Source organism: Lactobacillus sp. PV034 (assembly GCF_014522305.1).
GTDB lineage: Bacteria > Bacillota > Bacilli > Lactobacillales > Lactobacillaceae > Lactobacillus.
On the sequence record NZ_CP041982.1, the window covers coordinates 606,350 to 632,599 of the forward strand.

Sequence of the window (26,250 nt, forward strand, 5' to 3'; positions counted from 1 at the left end):
CTTTTTTATAAATTAAATAATGCTACAAAAACTAAAATTAACAATAAAATTACTACTAATATCGCAAGATTCAATCGCTTCTTCAAACGACTAATTTTATTTTCACGTTCCTCATTCAGACTTAGTTGTTTTTGCGTAGAACGTGCAAGTCTCTGCTCGCTTACTTTAGTATCTTCCACAAAGGGAGTTCTTACTTTCTTCTCTTCTTGAGAAGAGCGAGTAAATTCTAGATTAACATCTACTTTATCATGAGATGGCGCTTTTGCTCGTTTCAGTAAACGCGATAAACTATCTTTTTGATGCTCCTTACGATATTGCGATCTTTTTTCAGTCATTATTTTGTTGTCCAGTTAGTAACATATTTTCCCAGAACATAATTGCGGTCACTGTTTTACCATCAACAATTTTTCCTTGAGAAATTAATTGCTTTAATTCATCCAAGCTATACCATTCTTGTGTTAAAAATTCATCTTCATCAAGTGGTCGCTTGTCTGTTTCATCTAACTTAGTTAACGTATCACAATAAAATAGATACATCTTTTCGTCACTAAATCCAGGAGAAGGATAAAATTCAGAAACCTTTTCCCAATATTCAGCTTTATAGCCACCCTCTTCATTAAGTTCACGCTTCATTGCATCTAAAGGCGAGTTATCAGTTGGATCAATTAATCCAGCAGGAATTTCTAAAGTAAGCTGCTTAATTGGTTCACGCCACTGCTTGACCAATAACATTTTTTTCTCACTATTAATTGCAATAGCTGCACTAGCATCGGGATGTTTTACTACTTCACGCGTAGCAGTTTTTCCATTTGGTAAACTAACCGTTTCAACTTTGAGATCAATTAATTTTCCTTCAAAAACAGGATTATTTGATATTTCGGTCTCAGTTAAATCCATTTAATTCTCCTCTTTATGGCCACGTTCAATGTAAATATTAATACATTGCAACCCCTTTTTACCTTGTGCAAGTTGGTAACGAACACGTTGACCAACTTCAAGACGTTTATAGCCATCTTCTTTAATAGATTTATAAAAGGCAAAATAAGTCGAATGCGTTAAATCGTCTTCAATAAATCCATAAGGTGCATTTTCATCAAATTGTGTTACAGTTCCAGTTCGCATTAATCATCAAGTCCTTCTTCAACTGCTTCTGGATAATTCTCACTAACAATTTTAGCACAACGTGCACATAAGTTAGGGAAATTAGGATCAGAACCGATATCTGTAGTAATGCGACGACATCTTGGACAAACTTCACCTTCCGCATGTTTCACCACAATTTTACCTGAAGGTAAATCTTGGGCATCAGCTGGTGCTTCATCATCTGGACTCTTAATGTCTAAATCAGAAACGATTAAGATTTGACGAATATTAGCATTAAGTTCTTTTAGTAATTCAGCGGTTGCTTGAGTTGGATAAATAGTAACTGCTGCATCAAATGATTTACCAATTACTTTATTGTTACGAGCAACTTCTAATGCCTTTAAGACATCTGAACGAACCTTCATGAATTCATTCCAACGAGCTAAAATTTCCGCTTCATTAGCAAAGTGTTCAATTTCAGGCATATTAGTTAATTGAATGAAGTCTTCAGGTTCTTTTAAGAAGCCCCAAATTTCTTCCATAGTATGGGGCAATACCGGAGTTAAAACTTTAGCTAATTTAACCAGGATATTGTAAATGACTGTTTGCATTGAGCGACGTGTTTCACTATTTTCGGGATCAATATAAAGAATATCCTTAGCCAAATCAAGGTAAAATGCTGACAAATCATTAGAGATAAAGCTCAAGATCTTCTTATAAACAGTCAAGAAGTCATATTTATCATAAGCAGCATAAACTTCATCAAGCAACTTATTAAGTTTTACTTCCATGTATTGATCTACGCCAGCCATATCAGGGTAAGCAATGGCATTAGCCTTTGGATCAAAGTCTGAAGTGTTGGCAAGCATAAAACGGAAAGTATTTCTAATCTTACGGTAACTTTCTGCACTTTGACGTAAGATATCTTGTGAAACAGCAACATCAGAAGTAGTATCTGAACTTGCTACCCAAAGACGGATAATTTCAGCACCCATTTGCTTAATTACGTCATTAGGTGCAATAACATTTCCTAATGATTTAGACATCTTGTGGCCTTTATCATCAAGCACAAATCCTTGAGATAAAGTAGCCTTATATGGAGAAAGCCCGTTAACAGCAGTTGAAGTAATCAAGCTTGAGTTAAACCAACCACGGTATTGGTCGCTACCTTCAAGATAAAGATCTGCAGGATAACCAAGGTTACGTGCTTCTAACACACCAGCCCATGATGAACCAGAATCAAACCAAACGTCTAGGATATCAGTTTCCTTGGTAAATTTACCATTTGGAGAATGTTCTGATTTGAAGCCTTCAGGAAGTAATTCTGTTGCAGTATGAGTATACCAAGCATTGGAACCTTCCTTAGCAAAGATTTCAGCAATATGTTCGATAGTTTCTGGAGTAACAATTGGAGTTCCATCTTCAGCATAAAAAATTGGAAGTGGTACACCCCAAGCACGTTGACGTGAAATTACCCAATCACCACGATCTTTAATCATATTGTGAAGACGTGTTTTACCCCAAGATGGAGTAAATTTAGTTTCATCAATTTGTTTAAGAATTTGATCACGAATCTTGTCAATGGAAGCAAACCATTGAGTAGTTGCACGATAAATCACTGGTTTCTTAGTACGCCAATCATGTGGGTATGAGTGAGTAAAGAAACTAAGCTTCAATAATGCCCCAGCTTTTTCAAGCTTGTCACTAACTACCTTATTAGCATCATCATAAAACATACCTACAAGGTCGGGATCTGGGATTTCAGCAGTAAAACGACCTTGTGCGTCCATTGGACTAAAGACTGGTAAACCATATCTTTGAGCTACATTGTAGTCATCTTCACCAAAGCCAGATGCGGTATGTACTAATCCGGTACCATCACCAGATGTAACGTGCATTGCATTCATCACTAAACTATCTTGATCGTATAATGGGTGCTTAGCGACCATGCGATCCATTTCAGTTCCCTTTAAATGTTGCACAACTTTATAATCTTCCCAACCAAGATCTTCAGCAACAGCATCTAAACGATCAGTACCAACAACATAGCGCTTATCGCCCACTTGAACTACTGAATAATCAAATTGTGGGTTAACAGTAATCCCTTGGTTAGAAGGAATTGTCCAAGGAGTAGTAGTCCAAATTACAAAGTAAGTATCCTTTTCATCTAAAATTCCTTTACCATCTTTAACTGGGAAAGCAATGTAGATGGAAGGAGATTTTACATCATGATATTCAACTTCTGCTTCTGCTAAAGTTGATTCACTTGACCATGACCAGTATACTGGCTTCTTACCTTTGTAAATCAAGCCCTTTTCAAACATTTTACCGAAGACACGAATTTCTTGTGCTTCAAACTCTGGTTGAAGAGTAATATATGGATGATCCCAATCTGCCATTACACCTAAACGTTTAAAATCAGCCCTTTGCTTTTGAACTTGTTCTTCGGCAAATTGACGACATAATTCACGATATTTGGCACGATCCATGGTCTTACGGTCAACACCCTTTTTAGCCAACTGTTGTTCAACTGGTAACCCATGAGTATCCCATCCAGGTACAAATGGCGCATAAAAGCCCTTCATACCCTTGTACCGAACAATAATATCTTTAGAAATCTTGTTCATAGCGTGACCCATGTGGATATTACCATTAGCAAATGGTGGGCCATCATGTAAATCAAAACGAGGGTGTCCTTCGTTTAACTTTAAACGCTTTTGATAAATATCATTATCTGCCCATTCCTTTTGCCATTGTGCTTCGCGAACTGGAAGATTTCCTCTCATCTTAAATTTAGTTTTGCCTAAATTTAAAGTATCTTTTACTCGCATATTAATTCCTTTCTAAAAATAAAAAAGGCTCCACCCAAATAGGGCGAAGCTTTCCTCGTGGTACCACCTAAATTGAACAATAAAAAATAATTGTTCCACTTAATTCCTCGTAACGTAAGGAAAACGATTAAGTCTATTGGCAGCTGATCAACTTTCAGCCTTGTTAGTCTTGCACCATCACTAACTCGCTAAACTGCTTACTTGTTTTACTGTCGACTTAAAATTATTAATGGTTTTTATAATCATCGGGGAAAACGATCGTTGGACCTTGGTCTCTCTTTGGAGCAGGTTGAGTAACGTTTTCTTCATGGCTAGGAGAATCCCCACTCAAGATTTGTGGTTGATGCTCATCTAAACCTTGTTCAGAGTTTACTTCATTTGATGTAGGATTGTCAACCGGAGATTGAACAGATATATTAATTGCATCTGCATTAACTTCTTGATTTGCCACATTTGACTCTGTTGAGCCATTACTTTCATTTTGATTAGTCTCATCCGTAGGAGTTTCATCAGGTAAAACTGGCTGTCCACCGTCTGCAGGATATAGACGCGTACGGCCATAATACTGATCTAAATAATATTGCCAGTTTTCATCATCTAACTCTTTAAGTTGATCCTTTAAAAGTTTTTGGGTCTCATCTCTAAAGTTTGCAACTTTTCCTTTTAACAATTCATAATCATTGTTTAAAGTATCATATTGCGCTTGTAAATCCTTCGTTTTATCAGCAGCATTGGTCTTTGCTTCATCTAAAATTTTTCGAGCCTCTTCATGAGCATCTTGCTTAATTTTTTCTGCATTAGCTTGTGCTGATATTAAAGACTTATTTAATGAGTCCTTAATTCGATCATATTCTGCTAATTGTTGCTTCAAATCGCTAATCTGTCTTTTTAATTGACGATTTTCATTAGTTATATCAATGTTCTTATCTAATGCATCTCCGTAAGCATCAACAATTCTGTCTAAAAAACTATCAACTTCTGTTTCATCGTATCCACGCATCTTAGTATTAAATTCTTTATTGTGGATATCCATTGGTGTTAATGACATATTTTCACCTTTTCTTCGATTGCCATAATTTTATATTCAAGCGATATTTTCCTTTTTTAGTTGTATTTACTCCAATAATTTTTATTCGCCCAAAATGACGAATACTTAAAATATCGTCCTCACTAACAATTATATTCGATTCCGTTGTTTCATGCCAATTTAATTTAATTTCTTTCTCCAAAAGCTGCCGTTTTACCTGACTTCGAGATAAATTCGTAACTGCAGCTACAACAGCATCTAATCTTAAAGTAACACTGACTGCTGTTGCCTCTACACTATCATCAGCAACTTCAACGATTTCTTTTTTTGAAATAGGAAGAAGATCAACTTTACTACGGCCAATTCTAGTAATATTCTCTATAAAAAAATTTGCCAGTTCTGCCTTAACAAAAAATTGCCAAACCTTATTATTGTTAATAATGTCGCCAAAAGTACTTAATTCCACACCTAAATGCGTTAATACACCCAAAATTTGACTATGACTTAACTCATTCCATTTTTGATTATAATTTATTTGAATTGGTACGATTTCAAACATCTCTGGACTGATGTTCTCTTCCCATTCACAAAGATAAATTCGTCTTTTTTCAGCATTTTGATACCCACCAAATTCTACTATTTGAGCTTCATTACCCACAATTTTTTTAAAAATATATCTTTCTCGGGGATTTAAAAAGTCAGTTAATATTGGCTCAGAAGTAAAAATAAACCGATTAAAAAGACCGGTAAAAAAATCAACTACCGGTCTTTCTTCAGGATCAAAATGTTGATAAAAACTACTTGCTTGTCGCTTTTCTATCATTTAGTTCCTTATTTAATTTTATCTAAATATGTGTATTAAAATATTTGCAATCCATACTAATACATAATTATTAACTAAGTAAATAACTAACAAAGCTAAAATTGGGGCAAAAGAAATTCCTGCAATGGGCGGAATTAGCCTTTCAAACCAATGTAAATATGGTTCAACAATTCTAGCCAAGATCTGTCCAACTTTAGTTTGTAGTAGTCTTGGAATCCATGTTAGTAACGTATATATTACTATTAAAATACTATAGATATAAAGGATCTGAGCTAAGATTCTTAATATCCACATACAAGCTAATAACATTAATCAATGTTATCTTTCTTTTCAACCAATTCAGCGATTTTTCCATCTGTTTCAAACTTAGGTGGAGTAGCTAAAAAGATTTTGTCACCTACTCGTTGAATTTCACCATTTAAAGCATAAACAGTTCCAGTAATAAAATCTACAATACGGCGAGATTGTGAATCATCCATACGTGCAAAATTAATAATAACTGCTTTATTGCTTAAAAGATTTTGAGCAACTTCTTTTGCATCAGAATACACACGTGGTTCATATAAAACAATCTTACTTGTTGGAGTATTTACTGAGTTAATTGAAACAACATTTGTACGTCTTTCGTTTTTCATTGGTTGATCATCTTCACTCATTTCAGGTTCTTCAACATATGAACTTTCATCCATCTCGTCATCTTCAGCAATGCCAAAAAATCTTCCTAATTTGTCAAATGCCATAATTTTCCTCCTAATTAACGCTTACGACGATGTTTAAAGAACGGAATATCATCATCGTCATCGTCTGTACTAGTTTCTATTTGTGAAATACTTTTTTGTGTATCCGCACTAAATGAATCAAAATTATTTTTTTCTTCTTCAATTTCAGCTTGATTCAAATCTGGACGGTTAACTTCTTTTTTATCTTGTTTCCAAACACTTGTTGGATCAAGCAATGAATCTTGATCTTCATGGTCTGTTTGCGCAGTTTGCTCAGCAACTGAAACATTATTAGATTGTTCATTTTCAGTTACTTGCGTATTTGTTGTTGGCTTTTCTGAAGTAGCTTGTTGCATTCTACTGCGGCGATTTAAGCGTCCAGTTTCTTTTGAAGCTTCTTCTTCGGCAGCTGCATCAATACCAGTTGCAATAACCGTAACAACTACTTCATCTCCCAAATTAGCGTTAATTGAAGTACCAAAAATAATGTTTACTCCATCTCCTGCTGCCTTGGAAACAATATCTGAGGCATCTTGAGCTTCAAATAATGTTAAGTCTGGTCCTCCAGTAATATTAAGAAGAACTTGTTTTGCACCATCAATGGAAACTTCCAATAATGGTGATGAAATAGCTAATTTAGTTGCTTCAACAGTTCTATTTTCACCACTTGCTCTACCAATACCCATTAAAGCGGCGCCTTGATTTTCCATTACAGTTTTTACATCAGCAAAGTCTAAGTTAACGTAATCAGTAGAGGTAATCAAGTCTGAAATACCTTGTACACCTTGTCTTAAAACATTATCAGCTTCTTTGAAGGCATCCATCATTGGAGTCTTCTTATCAACCATTTCTAATAAACGGTTATTTGCAATAATGACCAAAGTATCAACATATTGCTTTAATTGTGCAATACCCTCAGTTGCATTTTTAGAACGCTTTGGTCCTTCAAAAGTGAAAGGACGTGTAACCACGCCGACTGTTAAAGCACCTGTTTCTCTTGCAATTTTAGCAATTACCGGTGCCGCACCTGTACCAGTACCACCACCCATTCCGGCAGTGATAAAGATCATATCTGCACCTTTAAGAGAATCTTCAATAGTCTGTTGACTTTCTTCGGCAGCTTTTTCACCTACTTCAGGATGAGAACCTGCACCTAAACCTCTAGTTAACTTTGGTCCAAGTTGAATCTTGTTTTCAGCTTTGTTACTATTTAATGCTTGAACATCAGTGTTAGCAGCGATAAATGAGACACCTTGAACGCCTTCATCTATCATACGGTTAACAGCGTTTCCACCAGCACCACCAACACCGATTACTTTAATGACTGCATTTTTGTTGTCATCCGAATCGAAAGTAAAATCCATCTAAATTAACCACCCTTAAATTAATCGAAAAATTTCTTAAAGAAATCTCCGAGTCCTTTTTTATTCTTCTTATTATCTCTGGTACTGTCATTATTCTTTTTTTGCTGAGATACCACAGTACCTTTATTATAATCTTCTTTTCCAGCTATTTCACTATTAGACTGCACTCTTTTGAAAAATTTCACCTTTTCTGGAGAATTTTCTTGAGTTTCAGCAGCAGCCATAACAGGTGAATTATAAATTACACTATTTACTAAATAATCTATATCAGCTAAATCATAGGCATATTTTACCACGCCAAAACTAGCTGCATATAAAGGATTTCTCAGGCCAATTTGATTAGGCTGAAAAATTCGAGCTTTGACATCATAAATATCTTTTACAATATCATCAGTTCCTTGTAAAATGCTGGTTCCTCCAGTAATTGTTACGCCACCAGGTAGACGAAAGGCATCATGAGCTTCCAAGCCTTTACCAATTCTTGTCAAAATTTGTTCTAACCGAGCATTAATAATTTCACTTAAATATTCTTCATCAATCATTTGTGGTGCATTTTCACCTACAACATTAACTGGGAATTGATTATCAGGTGAAGTTAATTCTGGGTCTGCATAACCAAACTCTTGCTTAATTTTTTCAGCTTCTTTTTTAGAAGTATTAAGAACAACTGAAATATCTTTGGTAATGTCGTTCCCGCCTTCTAAATCTATTGTCGCATATTTAATTTTGTTTTCATGAATGACAGTAGCTGTCGTCGTTCCTCCACCTAGATCAAGAATAATCGAACCAAAGGTTCTTTCACCTTCATCAAGAGCAACACTTGCAATTGCCAATGGTGTTGGAACGAAGAAATTATTCTGATACCCTGCACGCTCGATTGCCTTACGAATATTATGCAAATCTGAAGCCGGAGCCGTAAGTAAAATTCCATGTACTTCTAAGGAATGTGCAATCATTTTTCGTGGGTCATCCACGTCTGTTTTGCCATCAATCAAAAATTTGTTTGGTAAAAATGCTATTGGTTCTTGCCCCTCTATAACAGCAGAGCTGATTGCAGATGCTAAAACTCGTTTAACATCATTGTCCCCAACTTCTTGTCCTTTTTCACCGATATTGATCAGGCCACTAGCACTATCTAATCTGAGCATTCCAACAGGAATTCCTGTAACAACTCGATAAATTTTAGAATTAGTCTTTTCAGAGACCTTTTTTAATGCTGATGAAATACTGCTTGCAGTTTGATCAATATCGACAATTTTGCCATGTCGCATTCCTTTTGTTGGACTACTTGCAGCGCCAATCACTCTTAATTCATTTGATGACGTATCTGCAACAACAGTTTTCACACTTGTTGTTCCAATGTCCAATCCAACTAATAAACCTGTCTTATCCATGATTATGCCCCCACATATTCACTGTTATTAAAAATTTTACCATAACAAAAGCGAAATAGTATAGTAATCATTTAATTCCTAATTTAGCTTTTTCGCTTGCAGATAATGGTCTTGAAAAAGCCCCAATTTCCAAATCTACAATTGATGGTTCACTTAATTGTTTTTTTATCTCTGGATAATACTTAATCTTATTATTAATGGTTGTCGTATTACCAATGATTACATTATTATCTTTCATTACCAAAATGATCTGCGTCGATCGTTTAGTTCGACCACTCATAATTTTAACTTGTTTTTGAATAGATTTAGGTAATTTTGCATAAATATCCAAATCATCTACCAAAGAAACACTCTTATTGTACCCTATAAATAAAGGCTTTTCCGGATTTATTTGTTTATCAGAAATAATTTGACTAGCTACTTTACCATTATTCAATATTTTTCGATAACCATTATCCTCTTTAATATAGCCAATTACTGGTTTTTCTTTGACATTCAAGACTAGATTATTTAAATGGTTCACGTGAAGACTAACACTTTCAACTTCAGGAAATCTTTTTTGTAAGCGTAAGCTGTAATCTTTATTTTTTAAAAGCAGGGGAATTACCTTATCCTGCGCTGTAATACCACTAGCTTTGACAACCTCATTGCCATTTAGTTCACTGGCACCCTTTATCTGGACACTAGCTATATTTGCTTTAGCTGAAACATAATAAGATAGGCTTAAAATTCCAATAACACAAATTGCAATGATAATACCTAATCTTTTAGTTAAAGACTTTCTACGTTCAGCTTGTAACTTATTTAATGAGGCAGACACCTTCTTTTTACTATTATTAGCTTGATCATTTTGTTTATATCGTATCCAACCTGATATTTCTTCATTTGGATCTTTTTTTGTAATTTTCTTTTTTGGCATCTACCTCACCTCTCTTTACTTCTTATTTTCGGTCAATTGTTCCATCACTTTAATTACTTGATCAGATGCATCCGGTACTCCTAATTGCTTAGAAGCTTTACTCATTTTTTTGGCATACTTTTGATCTAATAAAATATGATCAATTGAAGAAACAAAACTATTTGGATTTAAATCATTTTCTCCAATGACTAATGCTGCCCCTGCTTTTTCTAAATCAAGCGCGTTTTTCATTTGGTGATTATGCGTAACATTAGGGCTAGGAATCAAAATAACTGGTACTCCTAATGCAGTGAATTCAGCTAAACTAGTCGCTCCAGATCGTGCTACGACACAGGTCATCTCTGGTAGCAAAGCTGGCATATTATCAATATATGGCACAATCTTAATATTCTTATTTAATTGGTGTGATGCTAGTTCTTTTTTGATATTACCATAATATAATTGGCCCGTAGCCCAAATTATCTGATATGGCTTTTTCTCCAAATCTGGTAACGATTTCTGAACAATTTGATTAATTGCATAGGCACCTCGAGAGCCACCAAAAATTAATACCGTAGGTAAATTTGGATTCAAGTCCCACTTTTTAGCAATATCAATTTTCTTATTATTTAGACCTAAAACTTGTTGAGAACGAGGATTACCAGTTTTTACTAATTTTTTCTTTTCTGAAAACTGACTGGCTGCATCGTCAAAAGTATAACAAATTTTGTCAACATAATGAGCTAAAAATTTGTTTGCTAAACCGACAACTGAGTTAGACTCATGAATCATTGTCGGAATATGCATCTTTGCTGCTGTATACACAATTGCGCCTGAAACATATCCACCTGTACCTAAAACAATATCAGGCTTAAAAGACTTTATTATTTTCTTTGCTTCTTTGTTAGCTTCTAAAAACATTTTGATAGTCTCAAAATTTTTTAGTAAATGATGACGATCAAAACCTTGAATTTTTAATGTTTTAAAAGGAACGCCAGCTGCAGGCACAATTTTTGATTCGAGTCCTTTTTCAGTTCCAACAAATAAAATATCTTCATTTGTTACAAGCTTACGTTCTTTTAATCTTTCAATTAACGCCATAATTGGGTAAATGTGGCCACCAGTTCCGCCACCGGAAAATATAATTCTCATTTTATTTAGTATTTAAATCCTCTATAAATTTTACAAAATAGTCGCCACGTTCTTCAAACGTATTGAATTGATCCCAAGATGCACACGCAGGTGAAAAGAGAATAACATCACCCTCATTACTTGCTTCGTAAGCACGCGGAACTGCTTCTTGCAAAGTATTTACAATTATAATATTGCTATCTTTTATTCCAGCTTTTCTAGCTGCATCAGCTAAAAGATACTTTGTTTCTCCATATAGAACCGCAGTTTTAACATGCTCTTTAATTAATGGTACTAAATCATCAAAAGTAAATCCACGGTCTAATCCCCCCGCAATCCATACTTCAGGTACATTAAATGATGGAATTGCTACACTAGCAGCCTCAATATTAGTAGATTTAGAATCATTATAAAATCTTCTTTGATTATAAGTAGTTACATATTGTAGACGGTGTTTAGCACCAGAAAATGTACTTAAAACTGTTTGAATATCATCATTAGTTGCACCAAGTAGTTTAGAAATTGCAATTGCAACTAAACTATTTTGTTGATTGTGGATACCAGGAATCTTAATGTCATCTTTTTTCATGAATTGATGATCATTTTTTCCTTCAAGATACTCATCACCAATATAGTAATCAGCATGACTATCATTTTCAGAAAAAGTAATAATTTTTGCTTTTGTAGCTTGCTTTTCTTTTTCAAGAATATCTTTTTGATCCCAATTTGCAATAAAGTAATCACTCTCATCTTGTGCCTGGGTAATTCGTAATTTGGCATCAACATAGTTTTCAAATGTTTTATGATAATCCAAGTGCACATTATTATAGATATCAACTACAGCTGCGATTTTGGGCTTAATATCAGTTACTCCTAGTAGTTGGAAACTCGACATTTCTACTACCAATAAATCTTTTGCCGTAGCTTTTTCAACTACTTCAGAAATTGGCACACCAATATTTCCTACCGCATAGGCAAGTCCACCTTGCTTGCTTAAATGGTGATCCATAATTTTCTGAGTCAACATAACAGTAGTAGTTTTTCCATTTGAACCTGTTACACAAACGTATGGGGCTTCACTTACACTCAAAGCAACTTCCGGCTCTGTTATTACCGGAATATCTAAGGCCTGAGCTTTTTCAACCATTGGATTTTCATATGGAATTCCAGGATTTTTTACTAAATAATCAAAAGCTTCTTTTTCAAAAATATCAACTGGATGATAGCCAGAAATAACCTGAACACCCATTTTTTCTAATTCAAGTGCATTTGAATTATCACTCAAATCTTGTTGATCATTTAAAGTAAGTTTAGCACCAAGCTTTAATAATAGCTTAGCAACAGCAAAGCCACTTTTTCCTAATCCTAAAATTAAAATATTTTTTCCGTCATACGTTTTTACTTGTTTCATTTAACTACGACTCCAAACAATTTAAACCTAATAAATGCAGATTAAATAGATAGCACTACCAACTAGACCTACAATCCAAAAAACAATGTCTACTTTCCATTCAGACCAACCAAGCATTTCAAAATGGTGGTGAATTGGGGTCATTTTGAAAATTCTTTTTCCTGTAGTTTGGAAGGAAATAACTTGTAAAATCACACTAAGTGTTTCACCCACAAAAACAATTCCCACGAGTAGTAAAGACCAAGGATGGTGTAAATAAATAGATACCGCAGCTAAGCCCCCACCTAATGCAAGAGAACCAGCATCACCCATAAAGATTTTGGCAGGTTTGTGATTATATATAATAAATGCTACTAGACCACCAATCACACTACAAGTAAAAATTAAAACTGCCCAAGCATGTTGTTGGTAAGCCATAAATGCATAAGTTCCATAAGCAATAATAGATAATCCGGTGGCCAGACCATCCAACCCATCAGACAAGTTAACTGCGTTTGAAAAGCCAACTAACCAGAATAATACAAAAGCAATAAAAAGGATTGCGCTTTTTACCATTCCGATAAATGGAAGATAAAGTTCAAATGGAAAATGATCAGCAGCTGCAATAATAATGATAAGAGCAGCGATGATAATTTGCCCCAATAACTTTTGCCACGCACGTAATCCTAAATTACGTTTAAAGTAGAGCTTGAGCCCATCGTCTAAGAATCCAATTATTCCATATCCTAGAAATGCAATAATTAAAACCCAGATACTTTTATTTAAATTATGTTGCCAGATACCTACCCAAATAGAAGAGATAATACTAGATAAAACAAATACTACACCACCCATTGTGGGAGTACCTGACTTTTTCTGATGCCACTTAGGACCTTCATCCCTGATTTGTTGTCCCTCTTTATGCATAATCATATATCCAATAAATAATGGCAAACTAATGACAGCCAGTACAAAGCTTGATATAAATGGAATCAAACTATCCTGTAAATGCATAATCTAAACTCCTTTAAAATTATTTACAAGTTACCGTTAACTTACTATTTTGACTAATTACCTGATCTTTTGGTGTATTTTGAGAAGTTACCTTGTTGCCTGAACCAGAAATTGTAATCGAGATACCTGTTACTGAACTAAAACTCATTACTTCTTGTTTTGTCCAGCCTTTCATGTCTGGACATTTCACAGTACCACCTGTATATAATAAAACTTTTGTTCCATTATTCACCTTAACCCCAGCAGCAGTAGCTTGCTGAACAACAGTTTTACCATTACCAATTATTTCAGCTGTCAGTCCCCTGTCACCTAAGCTAGATTTAGCCTTATTAATACTCTTATTTGTTACATCTGGTACTTCAACCTTAGTAACTGAAGCATGGCTAGATGAAACGCTCAATCTATTAACTAAAGGTTTAAAAATTTGAGCTAAAATCATCTCGGGATCATCAGTCATTTTTTGTGGTTGACGCATTGTAATATAAACACAATATCGCGGATCATTAGCTGGCGTTAATCCTACTACAGAGAAAACATAGTTGTTATCACCTGTCAAATAACCACCAGTTGGTCCCGCAATTTGAGCTGTTCCCGTTTTGACAGCCAAACTTGTACCATCTATTTTATAAGCACGTCCTGTACCATACTCTTTATTTACAACATCTTGCATTAAGTCAAGTGTCTTTTTAGCTGTTTCTTCAGAAAAGACTGGACTACCAACTTTTTCACGATGGAATGATGAGACTGTTTTTCCATCCGGAGACACAATTTTATCTACCAATTGTGGTTTAATCATCTGACCGCCATTTGCTAACGCACTGTAAACTTGCATCATTTGCATAACATTTACATTAACACCCTGACCAAATGAAGTAACGGCACCGTCCAAATTACTTTTGACACTTACTAAACCAGGATTTTCTCCAGGAAGAGTAACATTAGTTTTTTCGCCAATATGAAATTTCTTTAAGTATTCTTTCCACGTCTTATTACCCATCTCTTGTTCGAGCGTTGCCATACCTACATTACTTGAACGAGGAAATGCTTGTGACATTGGAATTGAACCCCATCCACTTGTATTCCAGTCATGGATGGTTGAGCCATTTAAAGTAATTGAACCTGAACGATAAAGTTGATTAGGATTATAAGTACCAGTCTGAATTGCAGCAGTCATTGAAAGAATTTTAAAAACTGAACCAGGCTCATATGAATCTTGAATCAAAATATCACGCCAATTTGAATCAAGCCCCTTCTTGGTTTGAGGGTCAAATGTTGGTCGTTGAGATGCCGCAAGAATTTTACCTGTTTTTACATCTTCTACAACTGCGGTTAGACTTTTTGGATCATATTTATTTTGAACATTATCTAATAAGTTCTCCATATATGTCTGTAATTGGGAATCAAGGGTTAAATAAATATTATCCCCATCTTGCTTTGGTTTATAAACATGTGCATTAGAAGATGTTTGGTATTGAGCAGCATCAACGAAAGTCTCGCGATAACCATTTTTTCCAGCTAATTGTTTATTAAAATATTCTTCGATTCCCATTGTACCCACTAATGATTGACTTGAACTATTGTGAGAATCATTCTGTAATTGTGCCAATCCGATAATATGGGAAGCAAAGGTTCCATTAGGATAAAGACGAGAATTTGTTTCTTCAAATTTAATTCCTGGTAATTTCATGGCCTGAATTTTTTTCTTTTGTTCCATGGTTAAGCCAGAACCAGCACTACCAAATTCTACTTGATAAGCCTTATGCTTGGGATGAAGGTATTTCAGAATTTTTTCTTTACTAATAGGTAAAACCTCTGCTAGTTTACTGGCAGTCTTTTCTTTATCACTTACATACATGGGACGATTTTTGTAATCAACCGAACTTTTATCAAGAATCGCATATACAGTATAAGAATGAGAATCTTCAGCAATCGTTAAGCCATTACTATCATAAATAGTTCCCCGAGTTGCTTTTAAAACTTCATTACGCTTATACAAATCATTAGTTCTTTTAGCAATATCTTGGCCTGCGACATCACGTGAGATGCCTAAATATAAAAATCTACCTATAAATACAAGAAAAACCAAAGCCAGGACTACTTGGAGGATTCTCCCCACCGTAAAGCGGTAGCCGTGGGCTTTGGATCTATTCTTGTTCAAATTATTGAATTTTTTCATTAACGGACATTCCTAATGTTACTTTCAATTAGGCGTAAGCCTTCTTGTTTAGCAATTTTATTCATTCGAGATGATGAAGTTAATTCACCAATTTCTTGACGCAAATCTGTATTTCGATTTTGTGTAGCTAACACACTTTGTTCTGAATCGGTCAACTTATGCTGAGCATTAGTTGAAGAGATACTTGCTGAAACCAACAAGGTCATCATCACTAAAGTGATTAAGCTTCCTAATACAATCAATGTTTTCTCTAATCGATTTAAAGGAACATTTTTTGGATTAAGAATAATCTTTTTTTGTGGCTGCCCAGCCTCTCGAGTAACTGGTTCTTGATAATTATATATTTTTGCCGAGCTATCAGCCATACTTTTCTCCTTAGAATAAATTTCCTATAACTTTTCTGCAACCCTCAACTTGGCACTGTGTGAGCGATTATTCTCGTTCAATTCTTCACTACCTGCCACGATAGGTTTACGACTTACCAGTCGCAATGTTGGTTTGGCATCCGCAGGTGCCATTGGCATTCCTCGTGGAATCTCCACTTCGGAATATTTTTTAAAAATATTCTTAACGATCTTGTCTTCATGAGATTGGAAGGTAATAACACATATCCTACCACCTGGTTTAAGCAGCTCAATTGCTTCTTCAAGTGATTGTTTCAAGACATCCAGTTCATTATTCACAGCAACTCTAATTGCTTGGAAGGTCTTTTTGGCTGGGTGTCCACCACTTCTTCTTGCAAAAGCAGGGATTGCTTCTTTAATAATATCTACGAGTTCAAAAGTTGTAACAATAGGATGTTCTAGTCTTTTTTCAACAATCTTTCTGGCAATTTGGCGAGAATATTTTTCATCACCATATTGATAAAGAATGTCAGCTAATTCTTTTTGACTCCAGGTATTAACTATAGTATATGCATCTAATTCTTGATCACGGTTCATCCTCATATCTAGTCTTGCATCAAAGCGATAAGAAAACCCCCGTTCTGGTTGATCAAATTGCGGAGATGAAACACCTAAGTCATAATAGATTCCATCAATGCCATCAGAAAAACCTAGCTTTACTAGATTATCTTTCAAATGACTAAAATTATCATGAACTAATTCCAATCTCGGCTCACTGCCTGCTGCCATTTTATCCGCAAAGTTTAACTTTGCTGCCTCAATAGCATAGTCATCTTGATCAAATCCAACTAAAGTTCCCTTATCAAGTTGATTCAAGAGATAACGAGCATGACCACCGCCACCAAATGTAGCATCCACATAAAGTCCATTCTCTTTAAGATTTAAATTTCTAATTGTTTCGTGTAAAAGTACACTATAATGCTTGAATTCCATAATTATTATATCTCGATGTCATCCAAGTCTTCAGCGATGTCGTCATAGTTTTCGTTGGCATCATCGGCAAAATCTTCCCACCGATCTGCTGACCAAATTTCAATTCGATCAGATACCCCAACGATTACACATTCTTTCATCAATTCAGCGTGGTCTTTCAGTGTCGTGGTCAGATTGACACGGCCTTGCTTATCGAATTCAGTTTCCATCGCTCCTGAGTAGAAAAGACGTGTAAACTTACGCGCACTTCTCTTTGTCAGAGGAAGTTTGGCTAACTTAGCTTCAATTTTTTGCCATTCTGGTAAAGGATAACCAAAAATACAGCCTTCCATACCACGGGTAAATACTACTTTTTCACCAATCTCGTCACGAAACTTGGCTGGTATAATCAACCGCCCTTTGCTATCGAGATTATGATGATATTCACCCATGAACATGGTCTAGCCCTCCTTTCCAAATTCTAATTTACCACAAATCCCCACTTTCTACCACACAGTTTCCCATTTTTTTGAAAAATAAGTTATTTTATTAATACTTTTTATTTATATATACTAAAAAAGCCTTCTAGCATAAGAACTAGAAAGCTTAAATTAGACAAAAATAAGTGGGGCTTAAAGTAAAACTACAATAAATAAACCAACATACCAAAACACCGAGCACGCGATTAAATAATCCCACAATTGTCTCAAAGTCTTTTTCATTGAAATATTTTTATTTTGGACCGCTATCTTAATAGTAACAATTAAAATTAAAATAAAATAGAATAAAAACCCATACGGTAAAAACGAAGGCTTATGCTTCAAAGTTGTCAACAATTGACAAGCTGGAATGAAAAAGAGGGGCAAAATATCATATCCCTTAAATTTTGCTTTTGGAAATACTTTAACAATTAAAGCATCTAACAGTAAGCCTAATATTGGTAATAAAAAAATCCATATAATTTGCATGATTTCCTCCACTACATATTTTACCCTACTTTTCAAATTTAAAATATAGAATTGCAAAAGTTTAAGAGCTGGACTAGAATAAAAAATAATTTAGGAGGTTCGGTAATGAGCAGAAGAAAGAAAAAGAAGAAGTCAGGTTTTCAAAAATTAACCATTGTAATGGCTTGGTTGATGGCACTTATTACGCTAGTCGGCGTAGTTGCGACAGCTATTACTTATCTAATTCAATAATAAAAAAGAGAGGGACATATCCCTCTCTTTTTTATTGGAATTTATAAATAAGTTCTTTGACTTTCTAAAAATGGATATTTTTCTATTAAATTTTTCCAAAAGGCATAAGTAATAAAGAAAATAATTACACAAACTAACCAACTTGGAAGAATACTTAATAAAAACGTCTCAAAGCCAATTTGTTGAGTTCCTATAATCGCATAAATTAAGAAAACATATAATGAAACAAATAAATAGGCAAGTAAGCATATAATTAACCGAAACCACAAGGTTTCAGGTAAAAAGCGCGTTAATTTTTGTAAGATAAAATATACCAGCGGAAAAGCAACAGTATAAATACCAAAATAACCAAAATAATAACTATCAGCTAGTATTCCTATCCCGAGTACTAACCAGATATTATTTTTATTCAAATCGTCAAAAAGCGCAATTAAGCAAATACCCACGACAGTAAACCAACAAGCTGCACCCCAATTAGGATGATAAAACACCTTTTGAAAAGCTAGGGCTAACGAACCATCAAGAATCATTGCGAAAAATAGTGCAATTCCGACATACCATTTACATAATGTTGTCACTATTCTTCCACCTTTCTTTTGATTACACTTACAACAGATGGATCATTTAAATTTCCTGCAGGCTTAACTTCAATAATATCCGATAAACCGAAACTATCACGTGTAGTCTTGGTAACAGCTCCAATTAACAATCCTTTTGGAGAGTTACCACCCATGCCACTGGTATATATTTTAGTACCCTTTTTTAGCTTACTTGCATCTACTACTTGGGTAAATGCAAGTTGATTTTTACTCATAACAGTAATAATGCCATGGACTTTTTTTCCACTAGTAGAATCAGCTTCAACTGAAAAACGATTAGCTGATTTATCTGTTGAAGTAATTAGCTCAACCTTTGAACTAGTGGTATCAACTTCAATTACGCGTCCAATTACGCCTCCACCTGACATTACCGGCATATTCTTTTTAACGCCAGCTCGTGAACCTTGATTAATAATTAAAAGATCTGACCAGGTATCAGGACTACGTGAAATAACACTTGCATCTACTATATCATAATTAGTCAAAGTATCTTTAAGTTTTAAAGCATCTTTAAGTTGTTGATTTTCAGCTTCTAAAGCACTATTTCTAGCCTTTGTTTGGGCAAGACTATTAATTTGTTGCTTTAAATGATCATTTTCATTTTCTGCTTCAACTAACTGACTAACACTATCAGCACCACCTGAAACTAATCTGATAGGCCAATCCACTACCTGACTAACAATTGCCATTGTATCGTTACCTAGGCGCTGTACAAACAAAGGCGACTTTCGATTATTTCGCATCCTTACCGAAATAGAAAGCATGCACAAAACCCCAATAATGATAATTAAAATTGTTAGAACTTTTCTATTTCCAAAAAACTTTTTCATTTACTACATATCCTAATAATAAAAGCCGGCAATTGCCGACCCCTACTTACTTAACTTTACGCATTACTTCAATATTCTTTAATGATTCACCGGTTCCAATGGCAACACAATCAAGTGGATCTTGTGCAATAAAGACAGGAACTTTTGTAGCATCTGAGATAACTTCTGGAAGATTCTTTAGTAACGCACCACCACCAGTTAAAACAATTCCGTGGTCAATTACATCAGCAGCAATTTCAGGAGAAGTTTCTTCAAGAGTTTCTTTAATTGCAACAATAATGCTTTGAACCACTTCTTGAATAGCTTTAGCAATATCAACAGCATCAATATCAATGGATTTTGGTAAACCTGTTACTAAATCACGTCCACGGATATTTAATGATTCAATTTCGCTAGCTTTTTCAATAGATGCTGAACCAATTTGCATCTTAATAGCTTCAGCTGTACGTTCACCAATTAATAAATTAAAGTTTTGGTGAATATAGGCTGAAATAGCACTATTAAATTTATCTCCTGCCATTCTAGTTGAACGTGATGAAACAATTCCACCTAAAGAAATAGTAGCTACATCAGTAGTACCACCACCAATATCGACAACCATTGAACCAGTTGGATCCATAACTGGAAGTCCAGCACCAATCGCAGCTGCAAATGGTTCTTCAATAACATAAGCTTCGCGAGCTCCTGCAACTCTAGCTGCATCAATTACGGCACGCTTTTCAACTTCAGTAACTCCAGAAGGAACACAAATCATTGCTGCTGGTTTTGAATTGCCAACTGTCTTTTCAATAAAGTACTTGAGCATTGCAGCAGTAGTATCGTAATCAGCAATTACACCATCTTTCATTGGACGAATAGCCTTAATTGAAGCAGGCGTTCTACCAATCATTTCTTTTGCTTCAGAACCTACAGAAATAACTTCACCAGTTTGTGTATTCTTTGCTACTACTGATGGTTCTCTTAAAACAATACCTTTTCCTTCAGTATAAACGAGAGTATTGGCTGTACCTAAATCAATACCAATATTCTTACTTCCAAATCCAAACACGTTAGATCTCTCCTTAATTAGTTAATTTATTTTCTTAATTAATGCTAAATTTGTCGGTATTTAGTCCCTGTAATTATAGCATACAAAACTTAAACTTACCTCTTAGCTTTAAGAATTTAAAAACCTTAAGAGAATCTATAACAAATTTGCTTCACGCATACTGAGATAATTCTTATCAGTCACGATGAAATGATCAATAAATTCTAGCCCCATCATTACACTTGCAGCCTTGATTTTTTTAGAAATTTCAATGTCTTGGTGAGATGGTGTGTTGTCTCCACTAGGATGATTATGTACCAAAATAAAGCCAGCGCAATTATATAAAACAGCCCACCTAAAAATATCACGGGGATGAACTATAGCTTTGTTTAAAGTTCCTTGAAATACTAATTTTTCAGCAATAATTTTATTTTTAGTATTTAAAAAAATCACAAATAATTGTTCTTGCTCTTGACCACAAAGTTTATCACACAAATAGTATCCTACCTGTGAACTTGAACAAAAAGCTTCTAATTTTCCTGCTTCGACTTGCTTAATGCGCTTATAAATTAGTTCTACACAGAGAGCTAATTGCGGCCCGCAATTTTTACTGCGCGCAAATTCCCAGAGATCTTTAAAATCGGAAATTTTCATTTCATTTAGCCAAGTCTGAAGTTGGGCAAAATTCATAACTTGCATCTGTTCAAAATAATTAAACAAGCTAATCATCAATTCTTTGTCACTTTGCAAAGGATAAGGATTAAAATTTTTTTCTTTCATAAATACCTCCATCCCTTATTACGACAAAACTACTTAACTTGACTTAAGAACTTATCGAAACTGTCATAAATTAACGCATATTCTTTATCAGCAGCTGTTGGCTCCTTTAAATCAGGAATCATGACACAATTAATACCTGCATTTTTAGCTGCCATTACTCCAGTACTAGAATCTTCAAAAATTAATAAATTTTCTTTAGGAAGAGCTAATTTTTCTTGTGCCATTAAATAAATATCAGGAGCAGGTTTGGGCTTTAACTGATTTTCCAAAACATCTTTATAACTGAGTCTAAATTTAAAATACTGTCTAATTCCTGTCAGCCACACAAATTTATCAACTACTTTTTGATAATTGCTTGAAGCCATTCCCATTTTTAAATTTTGCTCATCAAAAAAATCTAATGCTTTCTGAACTCCTGGACGCAATTTTAGTTTACCTTGATCGCTCCATTGCCAAACTATCTCGTCTGTTCTTTTGATGAATTCATCTCTTACTTGATGGTTTGGAAAATATTGGTGATAAAATTTTTCCATTTGTTCATTACTGGCACCAATTAATTTTAAATATGAATCATCAGGAATATTTAAGTTAAACTCATGCGCTGCCTGCACATTAGCTTGCCAATACAACTTTTCTGAATCTACCAAAAGACCATCCATATCAAAAATTAGTCCTTGGATGTCATTTTTAAGTCCTTTAACTTTCATCTTTTTCCTCCCAGTAATTTAAGATTGCACCAACCAAATAAAAAGATCCAGTTACAATTAAGATATCATGCTTTTCTAACTTATTCTTAGCTAGGTCAAAGGCGGCTTTAAAGTCTTCAATATACTTCGCTCTATTCCTAATCGAGCTGGGAAAATCCTCAAGTTTTGCTGCTCTAGGATAATTAATTCTAGTTAAAATGAGCTTTTCAGAAGACTTAAATTCAGAAAATACTTCTTCAAGATCCTTGTCCTTCATCATTCCCATTAAAAAATATAGATTTTGATGTGGGACTTTTCGGACATAGTTTAACAAATTACTAATTGCTTGCACATTATGGGCTCCATCAAGAATAATCATTGGCTGCTCTTGAATAACTTGATAACGGCCTGGAATTACTGTTGTATTAAGGGTCTCACTTATTTCTTGAGCACTTAATTTGAGTGATAAAAGAGTAACAACTTCAATGGCAAGCGCCATATCAATTGCTTCGACGTCAGAACGAAAAGCAAGATAAAGATTATATTTATTATTAGAGAAATATACCTTTTTTGCTCCAATAATTTCTATTTTAAAATCTTTTCCATATTGAAAATAACTTGCTTTAACTTCTTGTGCTTTTCCTTTTAAAATTTCCTCTGGTTCAGTATCAATCTTTCCAAGTACTACTGGTTTATGTTCTTTAATAATGCCACTTTTTTCACGGGCGATATCTTTAATGGTTGGCCCAATAATATCTTCATGATCTAAACCAATTGAAGTAATTACACTTACTTCAGGATTAATTACATTAGTTTTATCGTGTTCACCACCAATCCCAACTTCAATTACAGCATAATCACTTTTTTTATACGCAAACAGCCAAAATGCCATTGCAGTTTCAAATTCAAATGTTACTAAGCTAAATTGCGGTTTACTTTTTCTGATTTGATTAATTGCTTGATTTACTACTTGATAGGCATTGATTAAATCTTCATCACTTATCAATTCCAAATTTACTTGAATTCTTTCATTAAATTTAGAAATATAAGGTGATACAAAAAGGCCGGTTTTTAAACCAGCCTTTTTTAAAAGATTAGTAATGTAATAAGCAGTAGACCCCTTCCCATTTGTCCCAGTTACATGAATTGTTTTAACTTTATTTTGGGGATTACCTAAATAAGCTAATACTTCCTTAATATAGGAAAGATCATTCTTTTCATGGAGCTTAGGCAAATGTTCAATCTGGTTAATTACTTCTTGAACTTTCATTAATTACTTTCTTTTAATTCTTGAATACGTTGACGGACGCCAGCTAATTGACTTTCATAATCAGCCTTCTTAGCCTTTTCTTTATCAACAACAGCTGCTGGTGCATGATCAACAAATCCTTTATTAGCTAATTTCTTTTCAGCACGTACAACTTCATCTTCAAGACGTTTTTCTTCTTTTTCCATCTTGGCAATTTCGTCATCAACATTGACTAATTCAGTTAATGGAACAAAGATTTGCGCACCTGGAACAACCGCATTCTTAGCAAGTTTTGGTGCATCAACACTTGTGCTTACCTTCAAAGTCTTAGGATGTAAGAAGTTTTCAACATATTCTGCATTATCAGTCAAAATATGTTGGTTCTTTTCATCATCTAATTGAATTAAAATATCAATTTCTGATGACATTGGGGCATTAACTTCCATACGAATATTACGTACTGCCTTAATCACTTCAATTAAGAAGTCCATTTCTTCATTAGCAGCTGAATTTTCAAATTCTTTATGGGTAGTTGGATATTCAGCAACCATGATACTTTCACCATCATGTGGCATTGACAACCAAAGTTTTTCAGTTACAAATGGCATAATCGGGTGCATCAAACGTAAAATTTGATCCAAAATCCAAATTAAGTTTTCTTGCTTACGAGCCTTTAATTCTTCATCATTACCATTTAAAGCGACCTTAGCCATTTCAATATACCAATCACAGAAGTCATTCCAGATAAAATTATAGAGTAATCTTCCTGCTTCACCAAATTGATATTCATCAAATAAGTGCGTTACTTCACCAACAGTCTGATTCAAACGGTCAAAAATCCACTTATCAGCTAAATCAAACTTAGTTGTATCTGGCATATGAGCTGGTTGGGCATCTTCTGGCAAGTTCATAATTACGAAACGACTAGCATTCCAAATCTTATTAATGAAGTTCCAAGCAGCATCCATTTTAGTATAACTAAAACGAGTATCTTGACCAGGCGCAGTACCATTCAGTAAGAACCAACGGAGTGCATCGGCACCATACTTATCAATGACATCCATTGGATCAATACCATTACCCAATGACTTAGACATTTTACGTCCTTGTTCATCACGAATTAAACCGTGTAACACAACATCATCAAAAGGTTTTTCTTCAGTAAAGTGTAAACTTTGGAAGATCATTCTTGATACCCAGAAGAAAATAATGTCATAACCAGTTACTAAAGCATTAGTAGGGAAGTAACGTTTAAAATCTTCTGAATTAGTATCAGGCCAACCCATAGTTGAAAATGGCCATAAAGCACTTGAGAACCAAGTATCTAATACATCTGGATCTTGTTCCCAATTTTCGATATCTTTAGGTGCTTCTTCTTGTACGACCATTTCACCAGTTTTTTTATTGTACCAAGCTGGAATTCGGTGGCCCCACCATAATTGACGTGAAATAACCCAATCATGAACGTTTTCCATCCATTGCTCTAAAGTATGAGCAAATCTTTCAGGAACAAAGTTAACTTTATTTTCACTATCTTGGTTTTCTAAAACCTTATCTGCTAAAGGCTTCATCTTAACAAACCATTGGGTAGATAATCTTGGTTCTACTTGAACACCTGAACGTTCTGAGTGACCCACAGAGTGAACAATAGGCTCTACTTTAATTAAGTAACCTTCATCTTCTAGATCTTTTACTAGAGCTTTACGAGCCTCAAAACGATCCATACCTGCATATTTACCAGCTTTATCATTCATCGTACCATTGGAATTCATCACATTGATTCTTTCAAGATTGTGACGATTACCTACAGCAAAGTCGTTAGGATCATGAGCTGGAGTAATTTTAACAAGACCAGTACCAAATTCTGGATCAACGTGTTGGTCTTCAATAATTGGAATATGACGACCTACTAATGGGAGAATTAATTCCTTCCCAACTAAGTCCTTATATCTTTCATCCCCGGGAGCAACAGCAACCGCAGTATCACCAAACATAGTTTCAGGACGAGTAGTTGCAATTTCAACAAAGCCTGAACCATCAGCAAATGGATACTTAATGTGGTAGAAGGCACCATTATCATCCTTGTGAATAACTTCAATATCACTTAGGGCAGTTTCTAACTTAGGATCCCAGTTAATGATATATTCACCACGATAAATTAAGCCTTCATTATAAAGCTTAACAAAGACTTTCTTAACCGCTTTTGATAAACCATCATCTAAAGTAAATCTTTCACGAGAATAATCAAGTGATAAACCAAGCTTAGACCATTGGCTCTTAATAATATTTGCGTATTCATCTTTCCAAGCCCAAACTTGTTCTAAGAATTTTTCACGTCCTAATTCATGACGATCCTTACCTTGTTCACGTAAACGAGCCTCAACCTTAGCTTGAGTTGCAATTCCAGCGTGATCCATTCCTGGTAAGTACAAGGTATCATAACCTTGCATTCTCTTTAAACGAATCAAAGTATCTTGAATTGCAGTATCCCATGCGTGACCCAAGTGTAATTTACCAGTTACATTTGGTGGAGGGATAACAATTGAATAAGGGTGAGCTTTTTTATCACCAGATGGCTTAAATAAATCTTCATCAAGCCATTTTTGGTATCTACCTTTTTCAACCTCAGTTGGGTTGTATTTAGGTGCTAGTTCTGACATAATTTCCTCCATAAAAAAAGTCCTAGACATTAGTCTAGGACGATTGAATTCTAA

At 34.7% G+C, this 26,250-nt stretch carries 27 protein-coding genes; 1 reads left to right on the forward strand and 26 read right to left on the reverse strand.

From position 1 onward, the window contains the following. Positions 1-5 precede the first annotated feature (5 nt). The 19 genes from FP432_RS03080 to FP432_RS03170 form a co-directional block, all read right to left on the reverse strand. On the reverse strand, positions 6-335 hold the full coding sequence (locus FP432_RS03080; protein ID WP_265489390.1) for a hypothetical protein: 330 nt from the start codon (positions 333-335) through the stop codon (positions 6-8). Then, positions 328-897 carry an NUDIX hydrolase gene (locus tag FP432_RS03085; RefSeq protein ID WP_265489391.1) on the reverse strand — a complete coding sequence of 190 codons (570 nt, stop codon included), beginning with the start codon at positions 895-897 and terminating at the stop codon, positions 328-330. Before FP432_RS03085 ends, FP432_RS03080 begins: the two co-directional genes overlap by 8 nt. Further along, complete coding sequence (locus tag FP432_RS03090; protein ID WP_265489392.1) at positions 898-1,122, reverse strand: cold-shock protein; 225 nt, start codon at positions 1,120-1,122, stop codon at positions 898-900. Further along, entirely contained in the window at positions 1,122-3,914 is a 2,793-nt protein-coding gene (gene ileS / locus FP432_RS03095; RefSeq protein ID WP_265489393.1) for an isoleucine--tRNA ligase, read from the reverse strand. Before ileS ends, FP432_RS03090 begins: the two co-directional genes overlap by 1 nt. A 226-nt stretch (positions 3,915-4,140) precedes the next feature. Next, positions 4,141-4,962 (reverse strand): DivIVA domain-containing protein, encoded by an 822-nt coding sequence (locus FP432_RS03100; protein WP_265489394.1) that lies wholly within the window; start codon positions 4,960-4,962, stop codon positions 4,141-4,143. 4 nt (positions 4,963-4,966) lie between these two features. After that, a complete protein-coding gene (locus FP432_RS03105; RefSeq protein WP_265489594.1) occupies positions 4,967-5,761 on the reverse strand; it encodes an RNA-binding protein in 795 nt (264 codons plus the stop codon). 21 nt (positions 5,762-5,782) lie between these two features. Next, positions 5,783-6,073 (reverse strand): YggT family protein, encoded by a 291-nt coding sequence (locus FP432_RS03110; RefSeq protein WP_265489395.1) that lies wholly within the window; start codon positions 6,071-6,073, stop codon positions 5,783-5,785. Further along, positions 6,073-6,504 carry a cell division protein SepF gene (locus FP432_RS03115; RefSeq protein WP_265489396.1) on the reverse strand — a complete coding sequence of 144 codons (432 nt, stop codon included), beginning with the start codon at positions 6,502-6,504 and terminating at the stop codon, positions 6,073-6,075. The genes FP432_RS03110 and FP432_RS03115 overlap by 1 nt, the downstream gene beginning before the upstream one ends. Positions 6,505-6,518: 14 nt before the next feature. Beyond that, positions 6,519-7,847, reverse strand: a complete 1,329-nt coding sequence (gene ftsZ, locus FP432_RS03120; protein WP_265489397.1) for a cell division protein FtsZ — start codon at positions 7,845-7,847, stop codon at positions 6,519-6,521. Between the two features lie 20 nt (positions 7,848-7,867). Continuing rightward, positions 7,868-9,241, reverse strand: coding sequence for a cell division protein FtsA (ftsA, locus tag FP432_RS03125; protein WP_265489398.1), 1,374 nt, complete (start codon positions 9,239-9,241; stop codon positions 7,868-7,870). 67 nt (positions 9,242-9,308) lie between these two features. After that, entirely contained in the window at positions 9,309-10,160 is an 852-nt protein-coding gene (locus FP432_RS03130; RefSeq protein ID WP_265489399.1) for a cell division protein FtsQ/DivIB, read from the reverse strand. A gap of 15 nt (positions 10,161-10,175) precedes the next feature. After that, positions 10,176-11,291: an undecaprenyldiphospho-muramoylpentapeptide beta-N-acetylglucosaminyltransferase gene (murG, locus tag FP432_RS03135; RefSeq protein ID WP_265489400.1), complete on the reverse strand. Its 1,116-nt coding sequence runs from the start codon at positions 11,289-11,291 to the stop codon at positions 10,176-10,178. A 1-nt stretch (position 11,292) separates the two neighbouring features. Further along, positions 11,293-12,681 carry a UDP-N-acetylmuramoyl-L-alanine--D-glutamate ligase gene (murD, locus tag FP432_RS03140; protein ID WP_265489401.1) on the reverse strand — a complete coding sequence of 463 codons (1,389 nt, stop codon included), beginning with the start codon at positions 12,679-12,681 and terminating at the stop codon, positions 11,293-11,295. A gap of 27 nt (positions 12,682-12,708) precedes the next feature. Continuing rightward, a complete protein-coding gene (mraY, locus tag FP432_RS03145; RefSeq protein ID WP_265489595.1) occupies positions 12,709-13,677 on the reverse strand; it encodes a phospho-N-acetylmuramoyl-pentapeptide-transferase in 969 nt (322 codons plus the stop codon). A 16-nt stretch (positions 13,678-13,693) separates the two neighbouring features. Next, positions 13,694-15,850, reverse strand: a complete 2,157-nt coding sequence (locus FP432_RS03150; protein WP_265489402.1) for a penicillin-binding protein — start codon at positions 15,848-15,850, stop codon at positions 13,694-13,696. Further along, complete coding sequence (ftsL, locus tag FP432_RS03155; protein WP_265489403.1) at positions 15,850-16,215, reverse strand: cell division protein FtsL; 366 nt, start codon at positions 16,213-16,215, stop codon at positions 15,850-15,852. The genes FP432_RS03150 and ftsL overlap by 1 nt, the downstream gene beginning before the upstream one ends. A 24-nt stretch (positions 16,216-16,239) precedes the next feature. Further along, positions 16,240-17,187: a 16S rRNA (cytosine(1402)-N(4))-methyltransferase RsmH gene (gene rsmH, locus FP432_RS03160; protein WP_265489404.1), complete on the reverse strand. Its 948-nt coding sequence runs from the start codon at positions 17,185-17,187 to the stop codon at positions 16,240-16,242. 5 nt (positions 17,188-17,192) lie between these two features. Next, positions 17,193-17,624: a division/cell wall cluster transcriptional repressor MraZ gene (gene mraZ / locus FP432_RS03165; protein ID WP_265489405.1), complete on the reverse strand. Its 432-nt coding sequence runs from the start codon at positions 17,622-17,624 to the stop codon at positions 17,193-17,195. 174 nt (positions 17,625-17,798) lie between these two features. After that, entirely contained in the window at positions 17,799-18,134 is a 336-nt protein-coding gene (locus FP432_RS03170) for a DUF3397 family protein (RefSeq protein WP_265489406.1), read from the reverse strand. Between the two features lie 105 nt (positions 18,135-18,239). Here FP432_RS03170 and FP432_RS03175 point away from each other — a divergent pair, with 105 nt between their 5' ends. Further along, positions 18,240-18,365: a DUF4044 domain-containing protein gene (locus FP432_RS03175; protein ID WP_265489407.1), complete on the forward strand. Its 126-nt coding sequence runs from the start codon at positions 18,240-18,242 to the stop codon at positions 18,363-18,365. Positions 18,366-18,406: 41 nt separating this feature from the next. On the opposite strand, the gene mreD is transcribed toward FP432_RS03175, so the two are convergent. The 7 genes from mreD to FP432_RS03210 form a co-directional block, all read right to left on the reverse strand. Further along, positions 18,407-18,943 (reverse strand): rod shape-determining protein MreD, encoded by a 537-nt coding sequence (gene mreD / locus FP432_RS03180; protein ID WP_265489409.1) that lies wholly within the window; start codon positions 18,941-18,943, stop codon positions 18,407-18,409. Further along, a complete protein-coding gene (gene mreC / locus FP432_RS03185) occupies positions 18,943-19,794 on the reverse strand; it encodes a rod shape-determining protein MreC (RefSeq protein WP_265489410.1) in 852 nt (283 codons plus the stop codon). The genes mreD and mreC overlap by 1 nt, the downstream gene beginning before the upstream one ends. Positions 19,795-19,840: 46 nt before the next feature. After that, a complete protein-coding gene (locus tag FP432_RS03190; protein WP_265489411.1) occupies positions 19,841-20,842 on the reverse strand; it encodes a rod shape-determining protein in 1,002 nt (333 codons plus the stop codon). A gap of 135 nt (positions 20,843-20,977) precedes the next feature. After that, entirely contained in the window at positions 20,978-21,601 is a 624-nt protein-coding gene (locus tag FP432_RS03195; protein ID WP_265489412.1) for a JAB domain-containing protein, read from the reverse strand. A 29-nt stretch (positions 21,602-21,630) separates the two neighbouring features. Then, a complete protein-coding gene (locus FP432_RS03200) occupies positions 21,631-22,308 on the reverse strand; it encodes an HAD family hydrolase (protein WP_265489413.1) in 678 nt (225 codons plus the stop codon). Continuing rightward, complete coding sequence (locus tag FP432_RS03205; protein ID WP_265489414.1) at positions 22,298-23,557, reverse strand: bifunctional folylpolyglutamate synthase/dihydrofolate synthase; 1,260 nt, start codon at positions 23,555-23,557, stop codon at positions 22,298-22,300. The genes FP432_RS03200 and FP432_RS03205 overlap by 11 nt, the downstream gene beginning before the upstream one ends. Continuing rightward, on the reverse strand, positions 23,557-26,196 hold the full coding sequence (locus tag FP432_RS03210) for a valine--tRNA ligase (protein WP_265489415.1): 2,640 nt from the start codon (positions 26,194-26,196) through the stop codon (positions 23,557-23,559). The genes FP432_RS03205 and FP432_RS03210 overlap by 1 nt, the downstream gene beginning before the upstream one ends. Positions 26,197-26,250 lie beyond the last annotated feature (54 nt).